At 59.4% G+C, this 1000-nt stretch carries 1 pseudogene; it reads left to right on the top strand.

Annotation, left to right across the window (positions count from 1 at the left end):
- Nucleotides 1-1000, top strand: a pseudogene (locus tag AC13RE_RS28320) (hypothetical protein); the annotation flags it as partial.

Raw genomic sequence — 1000 nt, 5'->3', positions numbered from 1 at the left:
CTCGCTGGGCGGCACGGATGGTGCCGGTGGCATCGTGACCTCTGTCGGTGGGGTAACCAGTAGTACGGTCGGCTCCCTGACCAACACTTTGAACGGGACCGTTGGAAGTGCAGGTGGCCTCGTTAATTCGCTCACGGGGACTGTCGGTTCACTAACCAATACCGTGGGCGATGTGATCGACGGTGCGGGCGGCTTACTTGGCGGCATCATTGGATCGATCGGTGGCTCAAATGGCGGCGGTGGCAACGGTGGTAGCGGCGGCAATGGTGGCGGCGGTGGCAACGGTGGTGGCGATGGCGGCACGGGCTCGGGTGGCAACGGTGGCGGCGATGGCGCCACGGGCGCAGGTGGCGGTGGCACTATCGGTGGTACTATCGGCGGCACTTCAGGTGGCGGTATTACCGGGAACAATACAACCGGTGACATCACTTGGAGCCATACGACTGGTACGTGGGGCTATACCGCAGCCAATATCGTTAGTTGCGGAGATTGGACCAACAGCTACATGGGCTGCGGCGTTACCCCCCACAACATGCTTGCATTCGCAGATTATAAGCTTGGCACTCCGGTTTCCGACATGGGGGGCCTGGGGTCATTCAAATCGGTCGAAGATCCATTTGATAGTGCCCATAACAACCTGATCAGTGCATATAACGACCCGGACAGTGTCATCCCCGCCGATACCGCGGCTCATGCTGTGATGACCGTCATTCATCCAATCGTCCGTCCTGTCGTAGCTTCGGATGGTATCGGCGCTACACCGTTTACCTCCAAAGATGTAGCGCCCAGCAGATCTATGGCCGGCAAACTTGCTGCGGTGCCTGCTTCGTTTGCTAAGACTGTGGCTCGGTCAATGGGTGCGTTGGGTGGGCACTTCAGCCGCGGCACCGGCAAATCCAACACTGATGGCAGCCCGGGGCTATTGCTTGCTAATGTAGCCGGTGATCCCGCCATTAGTTCCTCAAGCGGCGCGATCAATCCGACTACGACGAGCTTGGGC

Source organism: Martinezella sp. CNPSo 3959 (assembly GCF_057784355.1).
Note: the sequence above shows the minus strand (reverse complement) of the source record. Positions and strands in the feature narration are given on the sequence as shown.